The sequence below is a fragment of the Gordonia araii NBRC 100433 genome, assembly GCF_000241265.1.
Lineage (GTDB): Bacteria > Actinomycetota > Actinomycetes > Mycobacteriales > Mycobacteriaceae > Gordonia > Gordonia araii.
The window spans coordinates 1-22,389 of sequence record NZ_BAEE01000001.1 but is presented as its reverse complement, the minus strand read 5'-3'; the positions used below and the strand labels follow the sequence as shown (position 1 = coordinate 22,389).

At 69.1% G+C, this 22,389-nt stretch carries 25 protein-coding genes and 1 tRNA gene; 16 read left to right on the top strand and 10 right to left on the bottom strand.

Features of this window, described 5'->3' with window-relative positions; translation table 11 throughout:
- Window positions 1–56 precede the first annotated feature (56 nt).
- A complete protein-coding gene (locus GOARA_RS00130; RefSeq protein WP_007320235.1) occupies window positions 57–1,559 on the bottom strand; it encodes an NAD-dependent succinate-semialdehyde dehydrogenase in 1,503 nt (500 codons plus the stop codon).
- Window positions 1,552–2,406, bottom strand: a complete 855-nt coding sequence (locus GOARA_RS00125; RefSeq protein ID WP_007320234.1) for a universal stress protein — start codon at window positions 2,404–2,406, stop codon at window positions 1,552–1,554. Before GOARA_RS00125 ends, GOARA_RS00130 begins: the two co-directional genes overlap by 8 nt.
- A gap of 18 nt (window positions 2,407–2,424) precedes the next feature.
- Between GOARA_RS00125 and nucS the strand changes: the two genes are divergently transcribed.
- The gene (gene nucS / locus GOARA_RS00120; protein WP_040521252.1) at window positions 2,425–3,108 is read left to right on the top strand and encodes an endonuclease NucS; all 684 of its coding nucleotides are present in this window, start codon (window positions 2,425–2,427) and stop codon (window positions 3,106–3,108) included.
- A gap of 37 nt (window positions 3,109–3,145) precedes the next feature.
- On the opposite strand, the gene GOARA_RS18705 is transcribed toward nucS, so the two are convergent.
- Together GOARA_RS18705 and mce are read right to left on the bottom strand one after the other, a co-directional pair.
- On the bottom strand, window positions 3,146–4,363 hold the full coding sequence (locus GOARA_RS18705) for a coiled-coil domain-containing protein (RefSeq protein ID WP_007320232.1): 1,218 nt from the start codon (window positions 4,361–4,363) through the stop codon (window positions 3,146–3,148).
- Window positions 4,364–4,419: 56 nt separating this feature from the next.
- Complete coding sequence (gene mce / locus GOARA_RS00110) at window positions 4,420–4,875, bottom strand: methylmalonyl-CoA epimerase (protein WP_007320231.1); 456 nt, start codon at window positions 4,873–4,875, stop codon at window positions 4,420–4,422.
- A 76-nt stretch (window positions 4,876–4,951) separates the two neighbouring features.
- Between mce and GOARA_RS00105 the strand changes: the two genes are divergently transcribed.
- From GOARA_RS00105 to GOARA_RS00095, 3 genes are all read left to right on the top strand, one after another.
- Window positions 4,952–6,154, top strand: coding sequence for an acetyl-CoA C-acetyltransferase (locus GOARA_RS00105; RefSeq protein WP_007320230.1), 1,203 nt, complete (start codon window positions 4,952–4,954; stop codon window positions 6,152–6,154).
- A 14-nt stretch (window positions 6,155–6,168) separates the two neighbouring features.
- A complete protein-coding gene (locus GOARA_RS00100) occupies window positions 6,169–6,552 on the top strand; it encodes a DUF3817 domain-containing protein (protein ID WP_007320229.1) in 384 nt (127 codons plus the stop codon).
- A gap of 65 nt (window positions 6,553–6,617) precedes the next feature.
- The gene (locus tag GOARA_RS00095; protein ID WP_040521256.1) at window positions 6,618–7,514 is read left to right on the top strand and encodes a tetratricopeptide repeat protein; all 897 of its coding nucleotides are present in this window, start codon (window positions 6,618–6,620) and stop codon (window positions 7,512–7,514) included.
- Window positions 7,515–7,693: 179 nt separating this feature from the next.
- Here the strand turns inward: GOARA_RS00095 and GOARA_RS00090 are convergent, their stop codons facing one another.
- The 4 genes from GOARA_RS00090 to GOARA_RS00075 all read right to left on the bottom strand — a co-directional run bounded on the left by GOARA_RS00090 (window position 7,694) and on the right by GOARA_RS00075 (window position 14,043).
- Window positions 7,694–8,125: a DUF6841 family protein gene (locus tag GOARA_RS00090; protein WP_007320227.1), complete on the bottom strand. Its 432-nt coding sequence runs from the start codon at window positions 8,123–8,125 to the stop codon at window positions 7,694–7,696.
- Between the two features lie 158 nt (window positions 8,126–8,283).
- Window positions 8,284–10,674, bottom strand: a complete 2,391-nt coding sequence (glgB, locus tag GOARA_RS00085; protein ID WP_007320226.1) for a 1,4-alpha-glucan branching protein GlgB — start codon at window positions 10,672–10,674, stop codon at window positions 8,284–8,286.
- Window positions 10,671–12,752 carry an ATP-dependent DNA helicase gene (locus GOARA_RS00080; protein WP_007320225.1) on the bottom strand — a complete coding sequence of 694 codons (2,082 nt, stop codon included), beginning with the start codon at window positions 12,750–12,752 and terminating at the stop codon, window positions 10,671–10,673. Before GOARA_RS00080 ends, glgB begins: the two co-directional genes overlap by 4 nt.
- Window positions 12,742–14,043, bottom strand: coding sequence for a nicotinate phosphoribosyltransferase (locus GOARA_RS00075; RefSeq protein ID WP_040521251.1), 1,302 nt, complete (start codon window positions 14,041–14,043; stop codon window positions 12,742–12,744). Before GOARA_RS00075 ends, GOARA_RS00080 begins: the two co-directional genes overlap by 11 nt.
- 18 nt (window positions 14,044–14,061) lie before the next feature.
- On the opposite strand from GOARA_RS00075, the gene clpS reads away from it, so the two are divergent.
- The 10 genes from clpS (at window position 14,062) to rdgB (ending at window position 21,041) form a co-directional block, all read left to right on the top strand.
- Window positions 14,062–14,379 (top strand): ATP-dependent Clp protease adapter ClpS, encoded by a 318-nt coding sequence (gene clpS, locus GOARA_RS00070; protein ID WP_007320223.1) that lies wholly within the window; start codon window positions 14,062–14,064, stop codon window positions 14,377–14,379.
- A gap of 11 nt (window positions 14,380–14,390) precedes the next feature.
- The gene (gene aosR / locus GOARA_RS00065; protein WP_040521254.1) at window positions 14,391–14,969 is read left to right on the top strand and encodes an oxidative stress transcriptional regulator AosR; all 579 of its coding nucleotides are present in this window, start codon (window positions 14,391–14,393) and stop codon (window positions 14,967–14,969) included.
- A complete protein-coding gene (locus GOARA_RS00060; RefSeq protein WP_007320221.1) occupies window positions 14,966–16,078 on the top strand; it encodes a P1 family peptidase in 1,113 nt (370 codons plus the stop codon). The genes aosR and GOARA_RS00060 overlap by 4 nt, the downstream gene beginning before the upstream one ends.
- A gap of 10 nt (window positions 16,079–16,088) precedes the next feature.
- Entirely contained in the window at window positions 16,089–16,577 is a 489-nt protein-coding gene (locus tag GOARA_RS00055) for a M67 family metallopeptidase (RefSeq protein ID WP_007320220.1), read from the top strand.
- Between the two features lie 2 nt (window positions 16,578–16,579).
- Window positions 16,580–16,882 (top strand): MoaD/ThiS family protein, encoded by a 303-nt coding sequence (locus tag GOARA_RS00050; protein WP_007320219.1) that lies wholly within the window; start codon window positions 16,580–16,582, stop codon window positions 16,880–16,882.
- Window positions 16,883–16,884: 2 nt separating this feature from the next.
- A complete protein-coding gene (locus tag GOARA_RS00045) occupies window positions 16,885–17,859 on the top strand; it encodes a PLP-dependent cysteine synthase family protein (protein ID WP_007320218.1) in 975 nt (324 codons plus the stop codon).
- A gap of 58 nt (window positions 17,860–17,917) precedes the next feature.
- Window positions 17,918–18,739: a glutamate racemase gene (murI, locus tag GOARA_RS00040; protein WP_007320217.1), complete on the top strand. Its 822-nt coding sequence runs from the start codon at window positions 17,918–17,920 to the stop codon at window positions 18,737–18,739.
- Window positions 18,740–18,847: 108 nt separating this feature from the next.
- The gene (locus GOARA_RS00035) at window positions 18,848–19,630 is read left to right on the top strand and encodes a cyclic nucleotide-degrading phosphodiesterase (protein ID WP_007320216.1); all 783 of its coding nucleotides are present in this window, start codon (window positions 18,848–18,850) and stop codon (window positions 19,628–19,630) included.
- 27 nt (window positions 19,631–19,657) lie between these two features.
- Complete coding sequence (gene rph / locus GOARA_RS00030) at window positions 19,658–20,419, top strand: ribonuclease PH (RefSeq protein WP_007320215.1); 762 nt, start codon at window positions 19,658–19,660, stop codon at window positions 20,417–20,419.
- Between the two features lie 10 nt (window positions 20,420–20,429).
- Window positions 20,430–21,041, top strand: coding sequence for an RdgB/HAM1 family non-canonical purine NTP pyrophosphatase (gene rdgB / locus GOARA_RS00025; RefSeq protein ID WP_007320214.1), 612 nt, complete (start codon window positions 20,430–20,432; stop codon window positions 21,039–21,041).
- Between the two features lie 16 nt (window positions 21,042–21,057).
- On the opposite strand, the gene GOARA_RS00020 is transcribed toward rdgB, so the two are convergent.
- The gene (locus GOARA_RS00020) at window positions 21,058–21,414 is read right to left on the bottom strand and encodes a DUF3817 domain-containing protein (protein ID WP_007320213.1); all 357 of its coding nucleotides are present in this window, start codon (window positions 21,412–21,414) and stop codon (window positions 21,058–21,060) included.
- The gene (locus tag GOARA_RS00015; protein WP_007320212.1) at window positions 21,411–21,839 is read right to left on the bottom strand and encodes a hypothetical protein; all 429 of its coding nucleotides are present in this window, start codon (window positions 21,837–21,839) and stop codon (window positions 21,411–21,413) included. The genes GOARA_RS00020 and GOARA_RS00015 overlap by 4 nt, the downstream gene beginning before the upstream one ends.
- 69 nt (window positions 21,840–21,908) lie before the next feature.
- On the opposite strand from GOARA_RS00015, the gene GOARA_RS00010 reads away from it, so the two are divergent.
- Both GOARA_RS00010 and GOARA_RS00005 read left to right on the top strand, forming a co-directional pair.
- Window positions 21,909–21,990: transfer RNA gene (locus GOARA_RS00010), tRNA-Leu, on the top strand.
- Between the two features lie 39 nt (window positions 21,991–22,029).
- Window positions 22,030–22,389, top strand: a 360-nt coding sequence (locus GOARA_RS00005) for a hypothetical protein (RefSeq protein WP_007320211.1), incomplete at its 3' end; no start/stop codon positions are given.

Here is a 22,389-nt window from a genome sequence, read left to right as displayed (position 1 = left end):
CGTTACAAAGCACCCCCGGACATTCGTCCGGGGTGCTTTGCTTTGTCCGATTCCGGTCAACCGATCGGGGGCAGGGCGATGTATTTGGTGTCGAGATATTCCTCGATACCTTCGCTTCCGCCTTCGGATCCGATCCCGGATTGCTTGATACCCCCGAAGGGCGCCGCCGGATCCGACACGATCCCGCGGTTGACTCCCACGATCCCGCTTTGAAGCGCGGCGCTGACGCGCATGCACCGGCTCAAGTCGGCGGAGTAGAAGTACGAGGCGAGGCCGAACGGCGTCGCGTTGGCGAGGTCGAGAGCTTCTTGTTCGTCGTCGAAGCCGACAATCGTCGCGACCGGTCCGAACACCTCGTCGGTGCTCACCGGAGCGCTTGGTGCGACGCCGGAGATGACCGTCGCCGGATAGTAGAACCCCGGATTCCGTGAGGCGGTGGCGGCGATGCCGGGCCCGCCGCTGTGGACTTCGGCTCCGTCGTCGACGGCCCGCGACACCAACGTCGAAACGCGGTCCCGCTGAGCGGCGTTGACCATCGGGCCGAGCTCGGTCTGGACATCCCAGCCGGGACCCGTCCGTATCGTGTCGAAACGTCGTGCCAGTGCCGCGGTGAACTCTTCGCGGATGGAGTTCTGCACGAGAAACCGGTTGGCGGCGGTACACGCCTGCCCACCGTTGCGCAGCTTGGCGGCGACGGCCCCGTCGACGGCCGCATCGAGATCCGCATCGTCGAAGACCAGAAACGGTGCGTTCCCGCCCAGCTCCATCGATGTGCGGAGAACCTGGTCGGCGGCCGCCCGCAGTAGCGTCTTGCCCACCGGGGTCGAGCCGGTGAAGGAGACCTTTCGCATCCGCGGATCGGTCAACGCGGTATCGGCAAGCTCGGCCGGCCGCGAAGTCGGCAGGACCGAAAGCACCCCCGGCGGCAGACCGGCGTCGGTGAACACCTGGGCCAGCAGGAGCATCGTCAACGGAGTGTCCTCGGCGGGTTTGACGATCATCGTCGCTCCGGCGGCGAGGGCCGGCCCGATCTTGCGGGTCCCCATCGCGAGCGGGAAGTTCCACGGCGTGATGGCAAGGCATATTCCCACCGGTTGCTTCACGACGACGATCTCGCCGGTGCCCGCGGGCGCGACGGTCGTCCGGCCGTTGATGCGGACCGCCTCCTCGGCGAACCAGCGGAGGAACTCGGCACCGTAGACGACCTCGTTCCGGCTGTCGGGGAGGGCCTTGCCCATCTCCAGCGTCATGAGGAGCGCGAAGTCGTCCGCACGGGCGATGACGGAATCGAACGCGCGCAGCAGGACGGCTGCGCGCTCGCGCGGTGCCGTGCTCGCCCATCCGTCGGCGGCGCGCTCGGCCGCGTCGACGGCCCGCACGACATCCTTGGGGCCGGCGTCGGCGACCGATGTCAGCGGCTCACCGGTCGCCGGATTGAGCACGTCGAAGCGGGAGTCGTCGACCGCGTCGACCGACACGCCGTCGATCCAGAGCCCCGTCGGCACCGCGCAGAGCAGCGGTCCGGCGCCCGGCGGCAACGAGACCTCCGGTTCACCCATCGGTTCCGCCTTCCGGCGAGGGCAGGACCACCACCGGCACCGAGAGGACGCGGAGCATCTTCGCCGCGGTCGATCCGAGGAAGATGCGCCGCGGCGCGGCCAAACGGCTGGAACCGACCAGCAGGACGTCGCCGTCGTGCCAGTCCAGACGTGCCACCGCGTCCTCGACGGTCGGTCCGTGGGCGATCGAGATGGTCACCTCGACCTCGTCGGGCAGACGGTCGCGGGCGGTCTGCAGGACTCGCTCGGCGTGCGCGATAGCCCGTTCTTGCGCCTCGGGATCGACGCCGCCCGTCGGCAGCTGGTCGAGTGCGACCAGGGAGATGAGCCGCAGGGGAACCTGTGCTCGCAGCGTGGCCCTGATGGCCAGATCCAACAGCCCGGCCGCGCCCGGGCGTGTACCGACCGCACAAGTGATCTGGGTGGTCTTGGCGACCGGTGAATCGCGAATCCCCCGGGGCGCCAAGACCACGGGCAACGGCGAGGAGCGGAGCAGGTCGTTCACGACACTGCCGAGCGAGTGGCTGCCGACGATGCCGCCGCCGGAGCCGCCGACCACGATGGCCGCAGCCCCCGTCCGTTGGGCCTCGGCGATGATGCCGGACGGAATCGAATCGTGGAACGAGACGTGTGCTTCGGAGGCGATGTCGGGCACCAGGGCGCGCGCCTCCTCAAGCCAATCCGCGGCTTGCTCCCGTACCACCTCGGCCAGGCTCGCACTGGACTGATCGCCCGGCGCGACCATCCCGATGTCCAGGTCGGCGCCGATCGATCGGGCCAGGCGCCCGGCCAGTGTGACCGCGTCGGCGCCTCCGTCGTTGGCCAGGTACGCGACGAAGATCCTCATATGTCTAAGCTAGCCGGTGTGCGTCTGGTCGTAGCCGAATGTCAGGTTGATTACGCGGGGCGGTTGACCGCCCACCTCCCGATGGCCCGTCGGCTCCTGCTGATCAAGTCCGACGGGTCGGTGAGCGTGCACGCCGACGATCGTGCCTATAAGCCGCTCAACTGGATGAGCCCGCCGTGTTGGCTCACCGAGGAGGCGGTGCCGTCCGATACCGTTGCCGAAGCCGTGTGGGTGGTGACGAACAAGGCCGGCGAGCAGCTGCGGATCACGATCGCCGAGATCGAGCACGATTCCTCCCACGAGCTCGGCGTCGATCCGGGCCTGGTCAAGGACGGGGTCGAGGCGCACCTGCAGGAACTCCTCGCCGAGCACGTCGAGACGCTGGGGGCCGGGTACACGTTGGTGCGCCGTGAGTATCCGACGGCGATCGGGCCGGTGGATCTGCTATGCCGCGACGCCGACGGTGCGACCGTCGCCGTGGAGATCAAACGGCGAGGCGAGATCGACGGTGTCGAACAGCTGACCCGCTACCTGGAACTGCTCAACCGCGATGCGAGCATCGCGCCCGTCAGCGGGGTGTTCGCCGCGCAGCAGATCAAACCGCAAGCGCGGACCCTCGCGACCGACCGCGGGATCCGTTGCCTGACACTCGATTACGACGATTTGCGCGGGATGGAGAGCACGGAGTTCCGTCTCTTTTGACGTCGTCGGCGGCGCGGCGGCCGCCCTCAGGCGATGGTCAGCCGCGCGACGGGCGGGGCGGGCCGCTCCGCGCGCGAACGGCGATCGGCCCTGTCGCGGCGTCGCTGGGCCGCGTGTGGTTGTTGTTCTGCGTTCGGGTCACCGCCCCGCGATCCGGCGCCGACTTCGTGATGGCCTTGGCGTTCGCCACGCGGTCGTCGAGTGCTTCCTGGTCCTCGGTCTCGGTGGCTTCGATGATCTTGTCGAGCTCGGCCGCGGAGATCTGGGGCGCCTTCGCGAGGTGCTCGGTGAGCGCCGTCAGACGTTCGACCGTCACCCGGTGCGCCTCGCGGGTCTGGGTGGCGACGGAGCGGGCTTCCTTCAAACGCTCCGAGGCCAGCTCCTGTGCTGCCCGCCGGGTGCGGGTCGCCTCGGCATTGGCATCGGTGGTGAGGCGGTTCGCCTCCGCGTTGGCGTCGGTGGTGACCTTCTTGGCTTCGGCCTTGGCTGTTTCGAGGAGGTGACCTGCTTCCGACCGCGCCGCGTCGATGATCGTTTTCGCCTGCGCCTCGGCGTCGGCGGTGATCTTCTTCGCCTCGGATCGGGCGGTGTCCAGGATCTTGGTCGCCTCGGTCTGCGCGCGCCCGGTGACTTTCTCGGCCTCGTTCTTGGTGGCCGAGGTGAGTTTGTCGGCGTTGGACTTCGCGGTCGCCCGGAGCTTGTCGGCCTCGGTCCGGGCCGTGGACTTGAGCTGGGCGGCTTCCTTCTTGGCGGCGGCGAGGAGTTCGGCTCGTCTGGACTCGGCTTCCGCTTCCTCGCGGGCGAGCTTGTCGCGCCGGTTCGTCAGCTCTTCGTTGGCCTGTTTGTGCGCCGCCTGCGCTTCCTCGTGCGCGGCCTGCGCCTCCTGACGTGCCGCCTTCGCCTCCTGCTGGGCGATCGAACGCATCTCGTCGGCCTCGGCCTGCGCTGTCGCCCGCATTTCCGATGCTTCGTCGGACGCCAGTTGCAGCATGCGGGACAGGCGCTCGCTCATGCCGGCAGCGGACGTGGGCGGCAGTGCCAGCTTGTCTACTTCCCGTCGGAGCTGCTCGATCTCCTCGCGGGCCTGTTCGAGGTGGGCGCTGAGCTCCTGGGCGTGCGAGACCGCCGAATCGCGGTCGGTGGCGAGGAGATGCAGCTCGGAGTTGATGCGCGCGAGTTGCTGGTCGACCGTCTCGCGGTCGTAGCCACGGCGGACGACGGGAAACTGGGGCGGGCGCTCGGAGGATTCGGGCATGACGTCAGTCTAGTGCCCCGCTGTGCCGTTTCGTTTCGCTAGTGCGGCGCAGAGCCTTAGTGACCGGTCGTCGCGGGCTCGACGAGTTCGAGCAGCACCCCGCCGGCGTCGCGCGGGTGGACGAAGTTGATGCGGGAATCCGCGGTGCCGCGGCGCGCCTCCGGATAGAGCACGCGCAGTCCGGCCGCGGTCAGACGCGCCACCACCGCGTCGAGGTCGGTGACGCGGACGGCCAGCTGCTGCAGTCCGGGGCCCTGCCGGTCGAGGAACTTCGCGATCGTCGAATCGTCGTTCAGCGGCGCCAGCAGTTGGATCACCGCGCCCGCCCCGCCCTTCGGGCCCACCATGGCCTCGCGGACGCCCTGCTCCTCGTTGACCTCCTCGTGCAGCGTCACGAAGCCCAGATGCTGTTCGTACCAGGCCTGGGCCGCGGGAAGGTCGGGCACGGCGATGCCGACGTGGTCGATGCCGGTGACGAGGTCGGAAATGAGGGCCGTGGGGGAGGTGCTCATGGCTTAACGGTAGCGTTGTGGTGCAACGATTCGCGATGTCGGGTCGCGAAAGTACCTCACCGCACAGGAGTCATTCATGGCCACTCCCGGGTCCAATTCCACTGTCATCGTCGCCGGCGCCCGCACACCGTTCGGACGTCTACTCGGGTCGCTCAAGGACTTCAGCGCCGTCGATCTGGGGGCCATCGCGATCAAGGGCGCACTCGATCGTGCCGGCGTTCCCGCGTCCGCCGTTGACTACGTCATCATGGGCCAGGTGCTCACCGCCGGTGCCGGGCAGATGCCCGCCCGTCAGACCGCGATCAAGGCCGGTATCGGGTGGGACGTGCCCGCGCTGACGATCAACAAAATGTGCCTGTCGGGTATCGACGCGATCGCGCTCGCCGACCAGCTGATCCGGGCCGGGGAGTTCGACGTCGTCGTCGCCGGCGGCCAGGAGTCGATGACGCAGGCACCGCATCTGCTGCCGGGGAGCAGGAGCGGATTCAAGTACGGGCCGACGGAGCTGATCGACCACATGGCCTTCGACGGCCTGCACGACGCGTTCACCGATCAGGCGATGGGGGCCCTCACCGAGGACCACAACGACACCGACGGTTTCACCCGCGAGCAGCAGGACGAGATCGCGGCCCGAAGCCATCGCCTCGCGGCCCGGGCCGCCGAGAGCGGGGTCTTCGCCGACGAGATCGTGCCGGTGCCGATCCCGCAGCGCAAGGGAGATCCGATCGAGTTCAGCGTCGACGAGGGCGTCCGTGCCGACACCACCGTCGACAGCCTCGGCAAGCTGCGTCCGGCGTTCCGCAAGGACGGAACGATCACCGCGGGCAACGCTTCGCAGATCTCCGACGGCGCCTGCGCTGTCGTCGTGATGAGCAAGGCGAAGGCGGACGAGCTCGGCGTGCAGTGGCTGGCCGAGATCGGTCCGCACGGTGTGGTCGCCGGTCCGGACTCCAGCCTGCAGGAGCAGCCGGCCAACGCCATCGCCAAGGCCTGCGATCGTGCCGGGATCAAGCCGGCCGACCTTGATGTCGTCGAGATCAACGAGGCGTTCGCCGCGGTCGGCCTGGCATCGACGCGGGCGCTGGGCATCGACCCGGACAAGGTCAACGTCAACGGCGGCGCGATCGCTCTCGGCCACCCCATCGGCACGTCCGGCGCGCGCATCACCCTGCATCTCGCGCTGGAACTCAAGCGTCGCGGCGGCGGCATCGGGGCTGCGGCCCTGTGCGGTGCAGGCGGTCAGGGCGACGCCCTCATCATTTCGGTTCCCAAAGCCTGAAAGGCATATCGGTCATGAAGTCGATCTTCGATCTCTCCACTCCCGCCAAACGCTTCCGATTCGTCGCGATCGCCGAGGCGATCACCTGGGCCGCGCTGTTGGTGGCGATGTACATCAAGCGCGCGCACGACATGGATTCGGCGATCCGGATCCCCGGCATGGTGCACGGGATCGTGTTCCTCGTGTTCATCGGCGTCGCCATCCTCACCGCGTACTCGCTGAAATGGAGCCTGGTCACGCTGGGGCTGGCATTCATCTCGTCGCTGCCGCCGTTCGGGACCCTGGTGTTCGAATGGTGGGCGCGTCGCGCCGGGCATCTCGCCGAGCTATCGGTCGGCGAGGGCGTCACCGATCGCGGGGTCGAGGGTTCGGCCGCGCATGACAAAATAGACGTGTGAGCAGACCAGTCAATCGTCAGCAGGCGGCCGCAGCCGCGGCGCGGCAGCAGCAGGCCGCCGCAGCCATGGCGGGTGCCGTCGACCTGTCCGCGTTGAAGGATCGCGCGGAGGCGCAGCGCGCCGCACCGGGTGCCCCGCCCCCGCGCGCTCCGGGGGAGGGGGCGGCACCGGGCGCCGTCGTCGACGTCACCGAGGCCACCTTCGAGGCCGAGGTCATCACGCGCTCGACCCGCCAACTCGTCATCGTCGACCTGTGGGCGACGTGGTGCGAGCCGTGCAAGCAGCTTTCGCCGGTGTTGGAATCCATGGCCGAGCAGGCGGGTGGTCGCTGGGTCTTGGCGAAGGTCGACGTCGATGCCAACCCGCGCATCGCGCAGGCGTTCCGCGCGCAGTCGATCCCCATGGTCGTCGCCTTGGCCCAGGGACAGCCGGTCTCGGTGTTCACCGGCGTCAAGCCGCAGGCCGAGATCCAGGCGTGGATCGACGAGATCTTCCAGCAGGTGGGTTCGTCGTTCCCCGACCAGGACGATGCGGCCGCCGACATCGTCGACGAACCCGCTGATCCGCGGATGGTCGCGGCCGAGGACAAGCTGAACGCCGGCGACATCGACGGGGCCCTCGCCGACTACCGGGCGATCGCCGACGCGGAGCCGGACAACGCGGAGGCCGCGTCGTTGGTGCGCAACCTGACCTTCGTCGCGCGGGCATCGAAACACCCCGCCTCCGTCGTGGAATCCGCGCAGCCGGGCGACATCGAGGCGCAGCTGGCGGCGGCCGACGTCGAGCTGTTCGAGCAGAAGCCGGAACAGGCCTTCGACCGTCTCGTCGAGCTGGTCAAGACCACCGCGGACGACGATCGCGCGCGTGTGCGGGCGCGGCTGCTGGAGCTCTTCGAGCTCTACGAGCCGAACGAGCCGGTCGTCATGGCCGCGAGGCGAAAGCTGGCGTCGGCACTCTTCTAAGCAGTCGCCGATCGTGCCCACATTTCCGCCGATCGTGCCCAGTTTCCCGCCGATCGTGCCCAGTTTCCCGCCGACTGTGCCCACATTTCCGCCGATCGTGCCCAGTTTCGCGCCGACTGTGCCCACATTCGCGCCGACTGTGCCCGGTTTCGCGCCGACTGTGCCCAGCCGTCGTCGGGCTAGACGATGCCGTGCTGACGGAGGACGCCCTCTTCGTCACCGGCGATCCAGCCGAAGACGACAGCTTCGTCGCCCCGGACCTGCACCAGATAGTGGACGTCGAAGTCGATCGTTACACCGGGATCGCCTCGGCGGTCGTAGACAGCGGTCCACGAGACCCTGCACAGGGCATGGCGATCATCGATCGGGGTGACGGCGATGTCGCGTATGCGCATGCTCCGTTTGCCGATCTCGCGATAGTGGGCGAAGCCCTGGGCCAGAACCTGGCGATACTCGGTGTCGTTGTGTCCGACGCGTACGCCGATGGGCGCGGCACCTAGGAACTCTTCGGCGTAGCACTCCGCGATCGCGTCGGCATTGGTCTTCCCGAGCAGTGCGTCATTGCTCAAGCGCTCGTATTTCTCGAAGAGGAGCCGAATGGCGGATTCCATGTCGACATGCTAATTGCGGCGCGGGCACGGTCGGCGGGAAATGTAGGCACGGTGGGCGCGAATCTGGGCACAGTCGGCGGAATTCTGGGCACAGTCGGCGGAATTCTGGGCACGGTCGGCGCGAAACTGGGCACGGTCGGCGCGGGGTGGAGGCTCGGTCAGATGCGTTCGAGCCACACCGCCGCGTTCGCATTCAGCGGCAGCGAGATCGAACTCGCCCGACCTTGCCATGGAATCTCAACGGTTTCGAGGACTGCTCCGACCGCGGCCGGACTCCGATCCGTCGGCCCCGGGCTCGTCGGCGGATCGTCGATGCCGCGTCGGCTCCGGTAGCGCTCGTCGTCGCTGTCGAGAATGACGCGCCAGCGGCCCGGGGTCGGCATACCGACCCGATAGTCGGCGAACGGGTCCGGGGCGACGTTGAACAAGCAGACGATCGTCGAACCCTCACCGTGCCGGCAGAAGCCGAACACCGGCGACGATGCGTCGTCGCCGGCCGAGATCCACTCATAGCCGTCGGAGGTCATGTCCCGCGCGTGTAGCGCCGGCCGGCTGCGCGCCAACCCGTTGAGGTCGACGACCAGCTGTGAGATGCCGCGGTGCAGCGCCGCGTCGTCTTCCTCGACGTCGAGCTCGTGCCAGTCGACGCCTCGATGGTCGGCCCATTCGGCGGTCTGGCCGAACTCCTGTCCCATGAAGAGCAACTGCTTGCCGGGATGGCTCCACTGGTAGGCCAAGAACAGTCGGACCGCACGGGCTTTCGCATCGGCGTCGCCGGGCATCCGCGTCCACAGCGTGCCCTTCTCATGAACGACCTCGTCGTGCGAGAGCGGCAGCACGAAGTGCTCGTTGAAGGCGTACATCAGCGAGAAGGTGATCTCGTGATGGTGAAACGCGCGGTCAGCGGTGTCGCGTGCGAGGAAGCCGAGCGTGTCGTGCATCCACCCCATATTCCACTTGAGCGAGAAGCCCAGACCGCCCACGGCGGTGTCGCGTGTGACGCCCGGCCATGACGTCGACTCCTCGGCGATCGTCACCACTCCGGGGTGGGCCCGATGCACCTCGTCGTTGAGTTCGCGCAGAAACGCGACGGCCTCGAGATTCTCCAGCCCGCCGTGAATGTTGGGCGTCCACTGCCCTGGCGCGCGCGAGTAGTCCAGGTAGAGCATCGACGCGACCGCGTCGACCCGCAGCCCGTCCAGGTGGAATTCGTCGAGCCAATACATCGCACTGGCGATCAAGAACCCGGCGACCTCACGCCGTCCGTAGTCGAAGATCAGCGTGCCCCAATCGGGATGGTCGCTGCGCTGCGGATCGGGGTGCTCGTAGGTGGGTGAACCGTCGAAGCGGGCGAGTGCCCAGGCATCGCGCGGAAAATGTGCCGGAACCCAGTCGACGAGCACGCCGATCCCACGTCGGTGCAGCGAGTCGACCAGAAACCGGAAGTCGTCTGGCGTACCAAGTCGTGCCGTCGGCGCGAAGTACGACGTGACCTGATAGCCCCACGAAGCGCCGTACGGATGCTCGGCGACGGGCAGGAGCTCGACGTGGGTGAACCCCATGGCCTCGACGTAGTCGCCGAGTTCGACGGCCAGCTCGCGGTAGCCGAGCCCGGGCCGCCACGACCCGAGGTGCACCTCGTAGATGCTCATCGGGCCCAACCGGGCATCGGAGTCGGCCCGCCGCGTCATCCACTCACCGTCGGCCCAGTCGTATCGTTCGGCGCCCGCGATGACCGAAGCGGTCGCCGGTGGCGTCTCAGTGGCGCGCGCCATCGGGTCGGCCTTGTCGACGACGCTGCCGTCGGCGCCATGGACGCGGAACTTGTACAACTCGCCGGCTCTCACCTCCGGAAGAAAGACCTCCCACACCCCGCTGTGCCCGAGGCGACGCATCGGCGCGAGCCAGCCCTCCCAGCCTTCGAAGTCGCCGACGACGGTGACGCCCTTCGCCATCGGTGCCCAGACCGAGAACGCGACGCCGTCGACGGGGCCGAGGTCGGTATCGCGGGTCGTGGCGTGCGCGCCGAGCACTTCCCAGAGCCGACGGTGGCGTCCGTCGGAGATCAATCGCAGATCTTCGGCACTGACGGTGGGTTCGATGCGGTACGGATCGGCGACCGTGAAGACACGGTCGGCGGGATTGTGGGCACGGTCGGCGGAATTCTGGGCACGGTCGGCGGAAAGGTGGGCACGGTCGGCGGAGTAGCGGACTCGGTAGCGGTAGTCGGGGATGTCGGCGCCGGGCGGCAGGACGATCGCCACGACCCATAGGCCGGGGACCTGTTCGACCATCGCGTGTTCGACCGTCGTGTGCTCGACCATCGTGCGTTCGACCGTCGTGTGTTCATCCAGCGCGTGCTCGTCCCCGGCCACCAGCACCGTCACGGCGCTGGCCTGGGGCCGCAGCACCCGGACGGCAACGACGTCGTCGGCGATGCGATGCGCGCCCAGAACCGAGTGCGGGTCGGTATGCGTCAGGTTTTGCAGGTCGGCGAGCTCGGCCGCCCCGATGGCCGGATCGGCACGTGCGTCGCCGGGACCCGTCATGAGGTGAGCCGGTCCAGGGCTGAGAGGACCGTGGCGGAATCGGTCGTCTTCCAGAACGGCGGTAGCGACGCGACCAAGTAGTTGCCGTAGCGCGCCGTCGCCAGGCGGGAATCGAGTACCGCGACGACTCCGCGATCCGACGTCGAGCGGAGCAGACGTCCGGCGCCCTGGGCGAGCAGGAGCGCCGCGTGATTGGCCGAGACCGACATGAACCCGTTTCCGCCCGCCGCCTCGACGGCCCGCGCGCGGGCGCTGGCGAGCGGATCGTCGGGACGGGGAAAAGGGATGCGGTCGATGACGACGAGCGACAGCGACGGCCCGGGGACGTCGACCCCCTGCCACAGCGACAGCGTGCCGAACAGCGAGGTCTCCGGATCCTCGCTGAACCGGCGGACCAGCGTCGACGTGGAGTCTTCGCCCTGGCACAGGATCGCGTGATCGGTGCGCTCCCGCAGTGCCTCGGCGGCTTCGCGGGCGGCGCGCATCGACGAGAACAGCCCGAGCGTGCGCCCCCGCGCGGCCGCCATCAGGCCGGCCAGCTCGGCGAGCATCTCGTCGGACAACCCGCCCCGACCGGGCGGGGGGAGATGCTTGGCGACGTAGAGGATCGCCGAGCGCGGGTAGTCGAACGGCGAACCGGCGTCGAGTCCGCGCCAGCGGAACGACTCCGCGCCCTCGCGCTCGCCCCATGGACCGTCGTCCGACGGGACCGGTTTACCGGTGGCCGTGACGTCGATCTCGGTCGCGGTCTCCGCGCGCGCCTGATTCCCCGCGACGGGAAGTCCCCAGGTGGTCGCGAGGGCGTCGAAGCTCCCGCCGACGACCAGCGTCGCCGACGTCAGGATGACCGTGGCGTTGGCGAACAGCGAGGCTCGCAGGAGCCCCCCGACCGACAACGGCGCGATGCGCAGCACCTTACGGGTTCCGGCCTTCGATTTTTCCTCGGCCAGCCACACCACGTCGCGACGTTTGGCCGGATCGGGTTCGTCGAAAGCGGTGAGAACGCGCACGGCGGCGTCGTGGAGTTCCTCGAGTGAGGTGAGGGCCGCCGATCGTGCCGCTGCGGCGTCGCCGTCGGTGGCGCCCGTCGACCGCACGGGGCCGATACCGCTGCGTGCCCGCCACATTCGATCGCGCAGGGACGCCAGCGCGGCGTCCCACCCCGTCGGAAGGCCCGTCAGCAGCCGCGGCGCCGCGTCGTCGAGGAGGTCGCCGAGCAGTTCGCCGCCGCCGACAACGTCGTCGACCAGCTCCTCGTCGATCAGCTTGGCGGCGCGCCGGGCCGCGAGCGCAACCGAGGCGGCCGAGAGTTCGTCGGTCGCGACGGAGGTGATCCGATCGGACAATTCGTGGGCCTCGTCGATGACGACGACGTCGTGATCGGGGAGGATCGTCGCCGGGGACAGGGCGTCGATGGCCAGCATCGCGTGATTGGTGACGACGACGTCGGAGTGGGCGGCGACTTGGCGGGCGCGCTCGGCGAAACAGTCGTCGCTGAAGCTGCAGTTGGCCGCTCCGAGGCATTCGCGCGCGGTCACGCTGACTTGGCGCCACGACCGGTCGGAGACGCCGGGGGCGAGGTCGTCGCGATCGCCGGTCTCGGTGTCCGACACCCACTCGCGAAGCCGCGTGACTTCGCGCCCGGTGCGGGACAGCTCGAACGCGTCGAACAGCTCGGTGTCCGGCTCGTCGGCGACGTTGCCGTGGATCTTGTTGAGGCACAGGTAGTTCGACCGGCCTTTGAGAATCGCGAAGGTCGGCTCGTTGCCGAGCGGCCCGGCCAGCGCCGCGGTCACCCTCGGCAGATCGCGCTCGACGAGCTGGCGTTGCAGCGCGATCGTCGCGGTGGACACGACGACGGTCTTGCCGGACTCGGTCGCGTGGGCGATGGCCGGCACCAGGTACGCGAGCGACTTACCGGTACCCGTGCCGGCCTGGACCGCGAGATGTTCGCCCGTATCGATGGCGTTGGCGACCGCGTTGGCCATGCGCACCTGGCCGTCGCGCGTCTGTCCGCCGAGTGCCTCGACCGCGACTCCCAGCAGGTCGGTGGTGGCAGCCGCGACCTCAGAAGGCATAGCGGGTGGGGATGGCGGGCTCGCCGTGCGACAGTCCGAGGCCCTCCCAGGGCAGGGTGACCAGCGCGTCGCGCAGGTGATCGCGGGCCGAGTGCAGCGACGGGAGGTCGGCGACCGGCTCACCGTCGCGGACCAGCGGCACCTGCAACGGGGTCACCGTGTGGTCGTCGACGGTCGGCGTCGGGTCCCCCGACCGGTAGAGCACTTCCTCGGTGACCGTCCCGGTCGGCCGTGCGACGCGGGCCGCAGCCTTGGCGCCGCCGTGGGATTCTTTGCGGCTGGAGCGCTTGGCCACCGGGATGCCGTCGACTTCGACGAGTTTGTAGACCATGCCGGCCGTCGGCGCGCCGCTGCCGGTGACCAGCGATGTGCCGACCCCGTAGAGGTCGACCGGTTCGGCGCGCAACGAGGCGATCGCGTACTCGTCGAGGTCGCCGGAGACGACGATCTTCGTGCCGCGGGCGCCCAGCGAGTCGAGTTGGTCGCGCACCTGTCGCGCGAGGATGCCCAGGTCGCCGGAGTCGATGCGCACCGCGCCGAGTTCGGTGCCCGCGGCCTCGATCGCGTTGGCGACACCGCGGGTGATGTCGTAGGTGTCGACGAGCAGCGTCGTGCCGGTGCCGAGCCGTTCGACCTGGGCGCGGAAGGCGTCGAGCTCGCGTTGCCCGGAACCGTCGGTGAACAGCAGGGTGAACGCGTGCGCTGCCGTCCCGGCGCTGGGCACCCCGTAGCTGCGCGCCGCCTCCAGATTCGACGTCGCCGTCACGCCGGCCAGGTAGGCCGCCCGGGCGCTGGCGACGGCCGCCTTCTCGTGGGTGCGTCGCGATCCCATCTCGATGATGGGCCGCGAACCGGCCGCCGAGACCATGCGGGCGGCGGCGGACGCGATGGCGCTGTCGTGGTTGAGGATGGACAAGACCAGTGTTTCGAGGACGACCGCGTCGGCGAACGGCGCCCGGACGGTCAGCACCGGGGAACCGGGGAAGTAGAGTTCGCCTTCGCGGTAGCCGTCGATGTCGCCGCTGAATCGGTAGTCGGCGAGCCAGGCGACGGTGTCGTCGTCGAGGAATCCGGACACGGCGGCGAGTTCGTCGTCGCCGAAGCGGAAGTCGGCGAGGGAGTCGAGGAGCCGGCCCGTCCCGCCGACGACGCCGTAGCGGCGCCCGTCGGGCAGGCGCCTGGCGAACACCTCGAACACGCAGGGGCGGGCGGCTTCCGGATGCGATCGCGCCGCCGAAATCATCGTCAGCTCGTAGTGATCGGTGAGCAAGGCTGTGCTAGGGCGGGTCACTCTCGTTACCCTAGTCTTATGTCCCTCCAGACAGGCGGCAGCGCGGCCGCGCCCGGAGGCGCCACCGTCGCCGAGCCCGATACCACCGCCGACGAGAACATCGACCGTCCCTGGGTCACCGTCGTCTGGGATGACCCGGTCAACCTGATGCCCTATGTCACCTATGTGTTCCAGAAGCTGTTCGGCTACACGCGCGCCAAAGCCCACGAGCTGATGATGCAGGTCCACACCGAGGGAAAAGCCGTCGTCTCGTCGGGATCGCGCGACAAGATGGAAGCCGACGTGCGCCGGCTGCACACCGCCGGTCTCTGGGCCACGATGCAGCGGGATTCATGACGCGCCGCCACATGTCCGGTTGGCGTCGCCACGGCTCGGGTGAGGCCGCGACGTTCACCGCCCGGTGCAACGCGCACGAGTCGGAGTTGCTCCGCTCGATTGTCGGTTCCATGTGCGAGTTGCTCACCGAACGCGCCGAGTCGGCGCCCACCGACGATCTGGCAGCGATCACCGGGATCCGCTCCGGTCATTCGGCGGCGCCCGACGACGCGACGCTGGGTCGCCTGCTGCCGGACTTCCATCGCCCCGATCAGGACCGCGAGATCGGCTGCGACGCCGTCAACGGCGACCTCAACGGCGCGCTGCGCAGCATCAACGAGCCGCAGATCATCGACGAGAAGCTCGCCGCGGCCAGGTGTCTCCTCGGCACCGTGCCGGTGGGCGGCGGCGAGATCACCCTGACCGCCGAGGAGGCGGACCGCTGGCTGACCGCGATCAACGACGTGCGGCTCTCCCTGGGCGCGATGCTCGGCATCACCGAGGACACCCCGGACGAACTCGACCCGGATCACCCCTACGCGGCACACCTGCACGTCTACCGCTGGCTGACCGAGCAGCAGTGGATCCTGGTCGAGGAGTTGATGGAATGAACGCGTCGAGGGCAGTGGCGGGAGACCGGATCACCGATGTCGACGGCATCGCGGTCGGCCACCACACGCGCGTGGATCCGACGGTCGTCGTCGGCACCCCCGAGCTGCCGGGCCGGGGCTGGGCGACCGGGACGACCGTCGTCAACGTGCCCGCCGGATCGATCACCGCGGTCGACGTGCGGGGCGGTGGTCCCGGTACCCGCGAAACCGACCTGCTGGACCCGGCCAACACCGTGCAGACGGCCCATTCGATCGTGCTGAGCGGCGGTAGCGCGTTCGGCCTGGCCGCCGCCGACGGCGTGATGACCGCGCTTGAGACGAGCGGCATCGGGTTGCCGATGGATGCCCTCGGGCATGTCGTCCCGATCGTGGCCGGGGCCGTCATCTTCGACCTCCTCGTCGGCGACTGGTCCGCGCGACCGGATGCCTCCTTCGGCGCGGCGGCGTACGCCGCGGCCGGTGCCGACTTCGAAACCGGAACGGTCGGCGCGGGTGCGGGAGCGCGCGCCGGTGCGCTCAAGGGCGGGGTCGGCACGGCCAGCCTCAAACTCGACGACGGCCCGGCGGCGGGCATCACCGTCGGTGCGCTCATCGTCGCCAATCCGGTCGGCGACGTGCTGGATCCGACGACGGGTCTGCCGTGGGGCGCGGGCGCGGCAGAGCTGGCGTACTACGGCCTGCGTCTGCCGGCGGAATCGGACCGGCAGGCGCTGGAGCAGGCGCGAGCGAAGTTGACCCCGCTCAACACGACCATCGGCGTCGTCGCCACCGATGCCGAACTCGACCAGGCCTGCACCAAACGGGTCGCGATGGCCGCCCACGACGGCTTGGCGCGCGCAATCGTGCCGGCGCATTCGCCGCTGGACGGGGACACGATCTTCGCTGTCGCCACCGGCCGGCACCCAGGAGACGCACGCGACGCGGCGCGTGAATTCACGCCGCCCGGAATGCATCCCGACGTCGCGATTGTTGCTCAGGTCAGTGCGGCGGCCGCGACTGTGACCCAGCGGGCCATCGTCAACGCGGTGCTGGCGGCCACTCCGGTCGCCGACATCCCGTCGCTGCGCTCGCTGCTGCCGACGGCGGTGGCCGACGGAAACGACGAATAGCGGGAGCACCATGCTGCGAATCGATCGGCGCCTGGTCGAGGCGATGGTCGCCCATGCGCGCGCCGACCACCCCGACGAGGCCTGCGGGATCCTCCCCGGCCCGGAGGGGAGCGACGAACCGACCCGCTTCGTCGCGATGCTCAACGCGGAACGGTCGCCGACCTTCTACCGGTTCGACTCCGGCGAACAGTTGCGGGTCTGGCGAGAGATGGACGCGGCCGACGAGGTGCCCGTCGTCATCTACCATTCCCACACCGCCACCGACCCCTACCCGTCGCGCACCGACATCGGTCTGGCCGCCGAACCCGACGCCCACTACGTCCTCGTCGGCACGGCCGACCCCGACGTCGCGCTCGTGTGCAGCTACCGGATCGTCGACGGTGAGGTCCGTGCCGAGCCGATCGTCGTCGTCGGTGCCGACACGTCGGGCGACGGCGGGTTCGCCTTCGCCGTCCCCGAGCCCGAATCCGACTCCCACCCAGCCCGAAGCAAGGAGTGACCATGGCAGTCTCCGTCTCGATCCCCACCATCCTGCGGCCGCACACCGACGGCGCCAAGAAGGTGCAGGCGACCGGCACCACCCTGGCCGAGGTCATCGCCGACCTCGAGAGCAACTTTCCCGGTCTCGCCGGGCGCTTGCGCGACGACGACGGCGCGCTGCTGCGGTTCGTGAACATCTACGTCAACGACGAGGACGTGCGCTTCACCGGCGGCGCCGACACCGCGATCAGCGACGGTGACGACGTGACGGTGCTGCCCGCCGTCGCCGGAGGCGACCGGTCGGCGACCGTCGCCGGAGGCTGACCGTGGCGCGATACGACTCGCTCATCGAGTCGGTCGGCCACACACCGCTCGTCGGTCTGCAACGCCTGTCTCCCCGCTGGAACGACGACGGGTCCGCGTCGCCGCACGTGCGGCTGTGGCTCAAGCTGGAGGACCGCAACCCGACCGGGTCGATCAAGGACCGCGCGGCCCTGGCGATGGTCGTGGCGGCCGAGCGCGACGGGGTGCTGACTCCGGGGGCAACGGTGTTGGAACCGACCAGCGGCAACACCGGTATCTCCCTGGCGATGGCGTGCAAGCTCAAGGGCTACCGGCTGATCTGCGTGATGCCGGAGAACACATCGCTGGAGCGTCGCCAGCTGCTCGAGATGTACGGCGCGGAGATCATTTCCTCACCGGCAGCCGGCGGCTCCAACACGGCCGTCGCGATGGCCAAGGAACTCGCCGCCGAACACCCCGACTGGACGATGCTCTACCAGTACGGCAACGAGGCGAACGCGCTCGCGCACTACGAGGGAACCGGGCCCGAGCTGTGGGCCGACCTGCCCGAGATCACCGCCTTCGTCGCGGGCCTGGGCACCACCGGAACGCTGATGGGGGTCGGACGCTTCCTGCGGGAGCAGCGCGACGACATCGCCATCGTCGCCGCCGAACCCCGGTATGGCGACGAGGTGTACGGCTTGCGCAACGTCGACGAGGGTTTCGTCCCCGAACTCTACGACGAGACCGTGCTGACCCGGCGGTTCTCGGTCACGGGTGAGGACGCGGTCGGTCGGGTGCGCGAGCTGATCGAGGCGGAGGGAATCTTCGCCGGGGTGTCCACAGGTGCGGTGCTGCACGCGGCGAGCCGGCTGGCACAGGCCGCCGTGCGCGCCGGCGAACGCGCCGACATCGCGATGGTGATGCCCGACGCCGGCTGGAAGTACCTGTCGACGGGCGTGTACGGCACCGATCCGGAGGAGGCGGCAGCCGCCGTCGAAGGCCAGCTGTGGGCCTGAGCGTAAAATCGGGCCCTTGGTGTCGATGCGCCGCGGCGCATCGGGTTCGAGTAGGCGAGTGAGCGAGGGCAGTCCGATCAGCATCGATCAGCAAGCGCCGATCGGGATCTTCGATTCCGGCGTCGGCGGCCTCACCGTCGCCCGCGCGATCATCGATCAGCTCCCCGACGAGGATGTCGTCTACATCGGCGACACCGCCAACGGGCCGTACGGACCGCTCACCATCGGCGAAGTGCGCAGGCATGCGCTGGCCATCGGCGACGAGTTGGCGACCCGCGGGGTGAAGGCCATCGTGATCGCCTGCAACACCGCGTCGGCCGCGTGCCTGCGCGACGCCCGCGAGCGCTATGCCCCCATCCCGGTCATCGAGGTCGTGCTGCCCGCGGTGCGCCGTGCGGTGGCGACGACGAAGTCGGGCCGCATCGGTGTCATCGGCACTCAGGCGACCGTCGCCTCCCGGGCCTACGAGGACGCGTTCGCCGCGGCCCGCGATGCGCAAATCACCTCCGTCGCGTGCCCGAAGTTCGTCGACTTCGTCGAGCGCGGCATCACGAGCGGGCGGCAGATCCTCGGCCTGGCGCAGGGCTACCTCGAGCCGTTGCAGGAGGCCGACGTGGACACCCTGGTGCTCGGGTGTACGCACTATCCGCTGCTGTCCGGCGTCGTGCAACTCGCGATGGGCGACGAGGTGACGCTGGTGTCGTCGGCCGAGGAGACCGCCAAGGACGTCTTGCGCGTGCTCACCGAGGAAGACCTCCTGCATCCGCATTCGGACCGGGAGGCGAAACGCGTGTTCACCGCCACCGGTGACCCGGACTCGTTCGCTCGGCTGGCGAAGCGGTTTCTCGGGCCCGCCGTCGGTCGGGTCGAACATCTGTGAGGGGGCTGGCGTCGAACATCTGTGAGCGGCCTGCAAATCTGATCACGGAAGCGTTCCAACCCACGCATTCGACGGTGCGCGCGCAGCGGCGCGTGGCAGAGTAGGGCCATGCATCTGACAGTCCTTGGATGCTCGGGCAGCGTGAACGGCCCCGGGGCGGCGTGTTCTGGCTACCTGGTGTCCGTTCCCGGCGAGTTGCCGGTGCTGGTCGACTGTGGCCCCGGCGTGTTCGGGGAGCTGCAGGCCGTCGCCGATCCCAACGATGTCGCCGTCGTGCTCAGCCATCTGCACGCCGACCACTGCATGGATCTGCCCGCAATGCTGGTGTGGCGGCGCTGGGCCCCGGTGCCGGCGACCGGCCGCGCGCCGCTGTGGGGGCCGACGGGAACCTCCCGACGCATCGGTGCCGGGTCCTCCGAGTACCCCGATGAGATCGATGACATCACCGACACGTTCGACGTCTCGGAGTGGATCGAGGGACACCCGGTCGAGCTGCGCGGGCTGACGATCGAAGCGCGCAAGATGGATCATCCGCCGGCGACCTACGGCCTGCGGCTCACCGGCCCACGCGGAGAAGTGCTCGCCTACAGCGGCGACACCGCGCTCTGCGACGAACTCGTCGAGCTGGCCCGAGGCGCCGACCTCTTCCTGTGCGAGGCCTCGTGGACCCACGACTCCGCCAACCGGCCCCCTCACCTGCACATGTCGGGCATCGAGGCGGGCGAGGCGGCAACGGCCGCGGGCGTCGGCCGTCTCGCCATCACGCACATCCCGCCGTGGACGTCGGCGGCGGACATCCTCGCCGAAGCACGCTCGACCTTCTCCGGGCCGATCGAGCTGGTGCAGCAGGGACAAGAGCTCGACGTCTCGGCGGTAGCCTCGCGCGCTTGAGAACGGCGAGCCATTAGAGTTGAGCGCGTGACGACACGTGCTGACGGCCGGACCGACGACGAACTCCGGCCCATCAAATTCACCCGCGGATTCACCACCCACCCGGCCGGCTCGGTTCTCGTCGAGTTCGGGCAGACCAGGGTGCTCTGCACAGCGAGCGTGACCGAAGGCGTCCCGCGATGGCGACAAGGATCGGGGCAGGGGTGGCTGACCGCCGAATACGCGATGCTGCCGGCGGCCACCCACGAGCGGTCCTCGCGCGAGTCGGTGAAGGGCAAGGTCGGCGGCCGAACCCATGAGATCAGCCGATTGATCGGCCGGTCGCTGCGCGCCTGTATCGACTTGGCCGCCATCGGTGAGAACACCATCGCGATCGACTGTGACGTGCTGCAGGCCGACGGCGGAACCCGCACCGCTGCGATCACCGGTGCCTATGTCGCGCTCGTCGATGCCGTCACCTACCTGCGCGCGGCCGACAAGCTCGCCGACCCGCAGCCGCTGTCGTGCGCCATCGCCGCGGTCAGCGTCGGGATCGTCGACGGCCGGGTGCGCCTGGATCTGCCCTATGAGGAGGACGCGCGCGCCGAGGTCGACATGAACGTCGTCGCGACCGATGCCGGAACCCTCGTCGAGGTGCAGGGCACCGCGGAGGGGGCGACGTTCTCCCGTGCCACGCTCGACAAGCTGCTCGACCTGGCCCAGGCGGGTGCCGAGCAGTTGTTCACCGCTCAGCGCGAAGTGCTCGCCGACGACTACCCGGGCACGCTGCCCGGCGTGTCGACGTCCTGATCGGCACGCGATGAGTCGCGTTCTGTTGGCGAGTCGCAATGCCAAGAAGCTCGCGGAACTGCGCCGCGTCGTCGAGGCCGCCGGGCTGACCGAGATCGAGGTCGTCGGTCTCGATGACGTGTCCGAGTACCCCGAGGAGCCGGAAACGGGTGCGACCTTCGAGGAGAACGCGCTGATCAAGGCGCGCGCCGGAGCGCGCGCGACGGGACTCGCGTGTGTCGCGGACGATTCCGGGTTGGCCGTCGACGCTCTCAACGGCATGCCCGGCGTGTTGTCGGCGAGGTGGGCTGGGCGTCACGGCGACGACGATGCCAACAACGCGCTGCTACTGGGACAACTGGGCGATGTTCCGGATGACCGGCGCGGAGCCGCCTTCGTCTCGGCCTGCGCCTTGGTGACCCCCGCCGGCGAGGAGACGGTCGTGCGAGGGGAATGGCGGGGCCGACTCGTGGAGCAGCCGCGCGGTGCCGCCGGGTTCGGCTACGACCCGCTTTTCGTCCCCGACGACGAGGAGGCCGGCGGACGGACGTCGGCCGAGTTGTCGCCGGCGGAGAAGGATGCGTTCAGCCACCGCGGCAAGGCGCTGGCCCGGCTGATCCCGGTGCTGCGCGACTTGAATTGACCGTGCTCCGAGCCGGTCAGAGGCCGAACTGCGTTTTCACGTCGCGCGTGCGGATGTGCTCCACGTAGAACGACAGGAACGGGATCGTACCGGCGAGAGCCGTCGCGATGGTCTTGCCGACGCTCCAGCGCGCCTTGAAGGCGAGGTCGACCGCGAAGATCAGGTAGACGAAGTACACCCAGCCGTGGACGATGCCGACCCAGCCGTAGTCGTCGTTGCCGAACCCGTATTTCGCGATCATCTCGGCGACCAGGAACAGCAGCCAGATGCCGGTGATCCAGGCGAGGATCCGGTAGCGCAGGAGGGCGCCGGGAATAGCGGCCGGATTCGGGGCCGGGCGGGTCTCGGAGGTGGGCTGGTCGGTGTCGGTCACGTCGGCTTCCTATCGGGACGGTGAGATTCGTTCAGTTGCTTGAGGTAGGCGTTGTAGCCGGCCATATCGTCCTCGGGCGAGTCCCCGGTTCCCGCGAGATCGTCGAGGACGGCGTCCGCGCTGGGCATCGTCGGGCGCTGCGGCAACAGGTCGGCGGGGATCTCGGTATCGCCGTGGCGGGAGGGATCGAGCTTGGCCTGTTCTTCGGGATCGTTCTCCAGCACGACGAAACGGCGGTAGGCGTAGATCACCGCGATCGCGAACGCCGGCCACTGCAGCGCGTATCCGAGGTTCTGGAAGGTGCCCGAGGCCGATTCGAATCGGGTCCACTGCCAGTAGGCGAGTCCGAGGCATGCCGACGCCGCTACCAGCGTCAACACGATCAGCGCAGGACGATGACGCCGGGGGCCCTGGGACTCGGACATACCCTCGACGGTACCCGTCCCGCCGCCGGACCTGGCAATCGCCTCGGTGTAGTGTGGGCGGCGCTACAAGCGCGAGTGGCGGAATTGGCAGACGCGCTGGATTTAGGTTCCAGTGTCTTCGGACGTGCAGGTTCAAGTCCTGTCTCGCGCACTATTGACGCCTACGCCGTGCATGGTTGACGATTCAACGGTGCAGGGTGACGACCGGCCCGGACCGGAGGCGGATATCTCGGAGCCGGTGGTACCGGCAGCGGGTGGGGCGGGCAAGGCGCCGCATTCGACGCAGTTCTGGATCACCACCGCCGTCGGCGTCGCCGGTGTGCTGGTGGCGGCACTCGGCGTGGTCGCGGCGTGGCCGAAGGGGGCCGAGGAATCGAAGCCGTCGCCATCCATCTCGATGGACCACGCCGACTTCGCGTCGCTCTCGTACGAGCAGCAGCTGGATCTGTGCGTGCCGTATGTCCGCGAGCACTTCGAACGCGCCAATCAACGATGGCAGTCCCGGTTGTCGGCCAAGCCGGAGTCCACGTCGCCGAGCACCGTCGACGAT

Coding starts and splice junctions, on each gene's coding strand:
- GOARA_RS00130 (WP_007320235.1), bottom strand. CDS start 1,559: ATGGGTGAACCGGAGGTCTCGTTGCCGCCGGGCGCCGGACCGCTGCTC.
- GOARA_RS00125 (WP_007320234.1), bottom strand. CDS start 2,406: ATGAGGATCTTCGTCGCGTACCTGGCCAACGACGGAGGCGCCGACGCG.
- GOARA_RS18705 (WP_007320232.1), bottom strand. CDS start 4,363: ATGCCCGAATCCTCCGAGCGCCCGCCCCAGTTTCCCGTCGTCCGCCGT.
- mce (WP_007320231.1), bottom strand. CDS start 4,875: ATGAGCACCTCCCCCACGGCCCTCATTTCCGACCTCGTCACCGGCATC.
- GOARA_RS00105 (WP_007320230.1), top strand. CDS start 4,952: ATGGCCACTCCCGGGTCCAATTCCACTGTCATCGTCGCCGGCGCCCGC.
- GOARA_RS00100 (WP_007320229.1), top strand. CDS start 6,169: ATGAAGTCGATCTTCGATCTCTCCACTCCCGCCAAACGCTTCCGATTC.
- GOARA_RS00095 (WP_040521256.1), top strand. CDS start 6,618: ATGGCGGGTGCCGTCGACCTGTCCGCGTTGAAGGATCGCGCGGAGGCG.
- GOARA_RS00090 (WP_007320227.1), bottom strand. CDS start 8,125: ATGGAATCCGCCATTCGGCTCCTCTTCGAGAAATACGAGCGCTTGAGC.
- glgB (WP_007320226.1), bottom strand. CDS start 10,674: ATGACGGGTCCCGGCGACGCACGTGCCGATCCGGCCATCGGGGCGGCC.
- GOARA_RS00080 (WP_007320225.1), bottom strand. CDS start 12,752: ATGCCTTCTGAGGTCGCGGCTGCCACCACCGACCTGCTGGGAGTCGCG.
- clpS (WP_007320223.1), top strand. CDS start 14,062: ATGTCCCTCCAGACAGGCGGCAGCGCGGCCGCGCCCGGAGGCGCCACC.
- aosR (WP_040521254.1), top strand. CDS start 14,391: ATGTCCGGTTGGCGTCGCCACGGCTCGGGTGAGGCCGCGACGTTCACC.
- GOARA_RS00060 (WP_007320221.1), top strand. CDS start 14,966: ATGAACGCGTCGAGGGCAGTGGCGGGAGACCGGATCACCGATGTCGAC.
- GOARA_RS00055 (WP_007320220.1), top strand. CDS start 16,089: ATGCTGCGAATCGATCGGCGCCTGGTCGAGGCGATGGTCGCCCATGCG.
- GOARA_RS00050 (WP_007320219.1), top strand. CDS start 16,580: ATGGCAGTCTCCGTCTCGATCCCCACCATCCTGCGGCCGCACACCGAC.
- GOARA_RS00035 (WP_007320216.1), top strand. CDS start 18,848: ATGCATCTGACAGTCCTTGGATGCTCGGGCAGCGTGAACGGCCCCGGG.
- rdgB (WP_007320214.1), top strand. CDS start 20,430: ATGAGTCGCGTTCTGTTGGCGAGTCGCAATGCCAAGAAGCTCGCGGAA.
- GOARA_RS00015 (WP_007320212.1), bottom strand. CDS start 21,839: ATGTCCGAGTCCCAGGGCCCCCGGCGTCATCGTCCTGCGCTGATCGTG.